Below are 5,299 nucleotides of genomic sequence, written 5' to 3' on the forward strand. Positions count from 1 at the left end.
TGAAGATAGAGGCAATTAAGCTCTGCAAACAGAACCTGGATACTGCGGCCATCGATGCACCAAGTATCAATACTGAATGCGATCCTGCTTTTATTTTCTTCATCCAGTACACGGATCTCAAATTGAGGCCACACAGCCAGATCAAAATGCTTGTGCGCCAGATCACGCCGTGTAGCTTCGATCATGCGATCCCGCGACGATATATCCAGCTTAAGCAGAGAATGGCGATCTATCGTATACTCAGGCACTACCTCCAACACTTGCTGATAGCCATCAGGCCTTGCAATCACGCGCAGCATATCGTGTCTGTGCAACAACATATCCCAGGCACGATGAAAACGTGCGAAATCAAGATTGTCGACTTCGTATTCCAGATAGATATGCATGGCCGCCGCATCCTCGCGGCCGATCCAGTATGCCTGTTGCATATCCGTCATCGGGAAGGATTCAAACCGCCCAGTCGGATTGATATCAATGCTTTTCGCTGCGGAATTCGCCACTTTCCGGGAACAGGCAATTCGATCCAGCAGATCCCGTTTCATTCCATGCCCTCCTGTGACGAATGCCGTGACTTGAGGCGCTTCAAACGCACCTTTCTTTTAGCCGATGCATCTGCGGTCTGCGACTGACCATCCCGGGAAACCACCTTTGGTTCTGATATGTTGACCGAGGTGCCATAACGTTGAAACAAATAATCGGCCAGCGACAGGACAGTGGGTCTGCCGATCAGCGTTCCCACATCTACTTCCATGTCAAGAGACTTCTGAATCCGCCGGCGATAGCGCACGATTTCGATCGACCCTCCCCCCTGCTCGAACAAGCTGATCTCCGGCTGCACCTGCCGGTCCAGGATATCTTCAAGAAGCGAGGTCAATTTGTCGACAATGTCATGTCGGCCCAGTCCGCTGCCGTTTGCGTTAACCGTCTCGTTCGCTCCGGACCGAGAGGAATTCAAGTCCTGCTCTTTTGCGATGCCGATCAGATAATCTCCCGGTGCAGCGTATAACCGATTGAGTTGGGCCATGCCCTGTTCCAACTCAATCACCTGAAACCCTCTGGCAAATACCTCTGCGCTATCAACCTGACTGCCCATGCCTACGTTGGACCAATTGCTCCAACCCAACCAGCTCGCCACCCAGCCTTCGCTACGCAACTTATCGGCCATACCCAATAGTGCGCCATTGGCGCCCGCATATGACACAGAGAACGGATCACCATACATACCTGCCACCGATCCAAATAAGATCCACCGGGTACATTGCCGAATATCAGGCCAGTTTTTTTCTAGGGCCGCCTTCAGTATCTGTACCGCCACAGACTTGGGGCGGTCTGCGCGAATCAGTTGTTGAGCCTCCAGACGCGGCGGTAATGCGGTTTCGTAAACGCCTGCCAAGTGCAATATAATATCCGGACACGTATTACCCAAAACTGCCGCCAGCCTCTTAGCAGTGCGGTCTGAGTCACACATATCATCCTGAATCCACACCTGCCGGTCTGCGTCGTCGGGGTCGCACCAATCGGGGCACTGCCCACGGCCAAGCAGAATCACACGATGACCGCAAGACAATTCACTTGCGGCAAGTTGACGCGCCAGTGCTCCTGCACCGCCGGTAATCAACGTCACTTTGGCACTTGTTGCTGGTTGCCTGCTTGGCGTCGACAGGTCGGCATCGGTTTGCTCCAGTCTGGTCAGGCCGCTAGCGGTAACCCGATATCTTCCTGTCTCATTTTCCACCGGCCACAGCAGAGATCTATCTGCCGACCGTTGCAGGACCACACAATGCGAATTCGCGTCAAGTGGCAAGCTGCGAAGAAGGCCGTACAGTCTGGCTGCATCCACACTATCCTGAGCATCAACAATTGCACACAAGGCATAGACCTGTGCACTATTGATATCCGACAGAACACGCAGCAACTTCGCCAGCTTCTCTGGATCCGCGTAGATTTCTGGGCCAAAAACCAGTCCCAGTCCGGAGTGCGTAGCGATTTCACGGCCCAGTGCATCTATCGTCAACGGCGACATCTGTAGACCAGAAAGCGGCACGTCACCGATGACTCTCCATTGCCCCGCCGTAGGATAATCGGACGAAGGAACTTGTATCCATGTCAGCGAACGTATTCCCGGCTCACCTTGGGTTTGGTTCGCCTTATTGGCTGCATCGGTCGGCGGCCTCTCCTGCTCCAGAGCAATCAGTGAACCGTCCGCCAGCGCTTTGGCCATTTGCAACCGCTGTATTTTTCCGCTAGTAGTCTTCAAAAAACGATTCCGTGCAACCGGTACCACCTGGGCCGGATAAAGACCTGCCTCGGCAATCAGCGTTTCACGGACTTGCCGGTTGACCGCTTGCAAGTCGGCGCCTTCGCGAGGAACATAGCAAATAGCGACCGTTTCTTGTTCGCCCTCATGCCAGCTGAGCGCGGTCACAAACGTTGGCTCTACTTCTGCAATTTTCTCGACCCGTTCTTCCAGGTCATGGCACACGTAATTTACACCATTGACTATAAGAACTTCCTTGCTTCGACCCGTCAGATAAAGACAGCCATCAGCAACAAACCCGTTATCTCCAGTATCAAACCAGCCATCTTCACTGAACGAAGCTGCATTGACTTCGGGAAGATTCAAATAACCACGCGTAACTGTCGGGCCACTAATCTGGAATCGCCCCACCTGATATTCCTTGAGTACGGCACCGTCCTCTCCCGTGATGCGAATACCTACGCCCGGAATAACCCGACCACATGAAGCAAATCTAGTGATGCCTGCCTGGACTGTATCCTGGGCGAATTCAAGTCGCGACACGGAAATCTCCGGGTCCCGATCTGTGCCATAAGTAATGCATGTGCAGGCTTCCGCCATACCAAAGCTGGGTGTGATTGCCTCCCGCTTCAAACCGAAGACAGCTGCAGTATCCCGAAAATCAGCAATGGTGCGATTTGATACCGCTTCGCCGCCATTCATGCATTCCACGACGTGGGATAGATCCAGCTCAAGTCCTGTGGCTCGTTTCATGGCCTTGGTCACAAGCTTATACCCGAAATTGGGAGACCAGGTATGCGTGATCTTCCGATCCGACAGCAACCGCATCCACAATAAAGGGTCATCCAGGATCAGCGAATTGGCTATATGGGTCTGGTTCCTTCCCAGAAAAATATCGCGCAGATGATAAGTCAGGAGCGGTCCGATATGGTCGAAGGGCAACCAGTTCAACGAACACTGTCCGGCAACATAATCCTGCCCCAGACTGCTCAGTGTCATGAAGGCGAGCAGAGACTCGTGACGTTCGTCAATGCACTTCGATTTGCCAGTACTGCCTGCCGACAGCTGGTAGAAAGCCGTGGCTGTAGGTTCCGGATCGGCAGGGCCGATCGGGTTGTCGTCCAACATCTCCAGATCAACCACACGCATCTGCGGATACTGCCCCAGCAGAGGCGCAAGACGTGCAAGGATATCAGAATCGGCTAGCACCAGCGGCTGGCCCAGCGTTTCCCAGGCATGAATGAGCTTTCCGGCCTTTTCAGGATCTGAATAGTCGTCGTTCGCCGCGACCGTAACCGGAACCGCGCCACTATAAAAGGCGCCCCAGATCCCATGCACATAAGGAACAAACCAGCCAGCAAGCACAATTACAGGTATTGTGGGCTCCACTCCTGCACCACGGATGCGGCCGCCATATTTTGCCGCACGCTCCCTCAAATCATCATAGGTAATATGGGACTCGCCCTTTTCTTCGATAAACGATATCCCTTTCCCGGGATAACGGCTTGCGGTACGAACCAACATCTGCCATAGATTGCGGGGGGTATCCGCAGGAAAATCTACCTGACGCCCCTGCAACAAGGCGGGACGTGCAGCAAACAATTGCAAGTCAGCTAGGATAACCTGGGAGGACGTAGCAATGGCACGCAAAACTTCTGTATAGGCTTTCAGAAAACGCACCGCAGTCCCCTCATTAAAGAGCGAAGAAGCATAGTCCAGCTGGATATCTAGTATGTTTCCTCGATCGACGATCTGGATACATAGCTCGAAAATTACTTCAGAGGTCAGTTCCTGCGGCCGAAAATTCATGCGGACGTCACCAAGCGTCATCGCCTCATCGGACAAGATATTTTGGTACACACACGCCGTCTGTATCACAGGCATGTAGTGCTCGGATCGGGCATGGCCCGCAGCTTTAACGATTTTATTAAAGGGATGATCCTGATGTTCCAGTGCCTTTACGATAGATGTATCCAAAGCATCTAGATTGTCCTGAATATTGAGCTGCGAATCGACTGTACCTCGCAATGCAATGGTGTTGGCCAAAAAATCTACAATGTGTTCCAGTTCTGGCAAAGTGCGACCGGCGACAACCGCCCCGGTCACGATGTCGGCACCGGCACCCGACTCAGCCAACGTCATCATGAAAGCAGCTGCCAATATTTGATACAGCCCCGATCCCCGCTGACTAGCTATGGTGCGCAGCTTCTTGGTTATCGTTGCATCGAGTTCATGATGAAGCGAATGTCCCTCCAGTAAGTGACTGGATTCGCGAGCCCGGTCCAACGGCAAGTCAATACATTCAGGTGCATCGCGCAAATAGTCGCTCCAGAACGCAGCCAGTTTTTTGCGCCGGAGCTGGCTGGCTTCACTGCGCAGCCATGCGCTGTAATCCAGACCCTGGACCGATAAGGTGTCCAAGGTACCGCCCCGATAACACCTGTCCAGGTCACGTAATATCACATCGACCGACCAGCCATCGGCAATGATATGATGCATGCACAAGATCAGCACAGCGTGTTGACTGCTTTGTTGCGCAATATCAACCGGTGTCAGCAATGCGGCTTTGAACAAAGGAGGGCGCGCCAGATCGAAAGGCTGTCCTGCCAGTTCCGTAAAGACCTGGTCTACCTCTTGCTCCAGGTCAAGCACTTCCCGGTAATCAAGATTGACCCAGGCAAAATTCTGTACCTGTCTTTGTGGTTCATCATCTGCTTCCACGAATTGGGTACGCAACGCTTCATGGCGCCTGACCAGGTGTGTAAGGGCCATGGCTAGACGATCGGGTTGTACCTCGCCATGCAGGTCAAACGCGTAGACCATATTGTTCGCCAAATCCCTACCGCCATTGCGTTGTCGCAAGTACCAAAGTCGCTGCTGATTTTCAGATAGAGAATGACTAAGCGAGCGGTCTGTCAGCGCCCATACAATTTGTCCTGTGTTCTTTCTTTTCTCCAGTAACATCGCCTGCTCGGCAATCGTGGGTAGAGAAAGCAAGTCACCCAAATGAACCTGACATTGGAACGACTGGCCCAGGCGAGC

At 53.0% G+C, this 5,299-nt stretch carries 2 protein-coding genes; both read right to left on the reverse strand.

Features of this window, described 5'->3' with window-relative positions; translation table 11 throughout:
- The coding region (locus ACT3R7_RS20365) for a condensation domain-containing protein (protein WP_444660324.1) at positions 1–542 on the reverse strand (542 nt) is incomplete at its 3' end.
- Positions 539–5,263, reverse strand: a complete 4,725-nt coding sequence (locus tag ACT3R7_RS20370; protein WP_444676649.1) for a condensation domain-containing protein — start codon at positions 5,261–5,263, stop codon at positions 539–541. The genes ACT3R7_RS20365 and ACT3R7_RS20370, both read right to left, overlap by 4 nt.
- Between the last annotated feature and the right edge of the window lie 36 nt (positions 5,264–5,299).

It is taken from the genome of Halomonas sp. AOP43-A1-21, assembly GCF_052376775.1.
In the GTDB taxonomy this organism is placed as follows: domain Bacteria; phylum Pseudomonadota; class Gammaproteobacteria; order Pseudomonadales; family Halomonadaceae; genus Vreelandella; species Vreelandella colorata.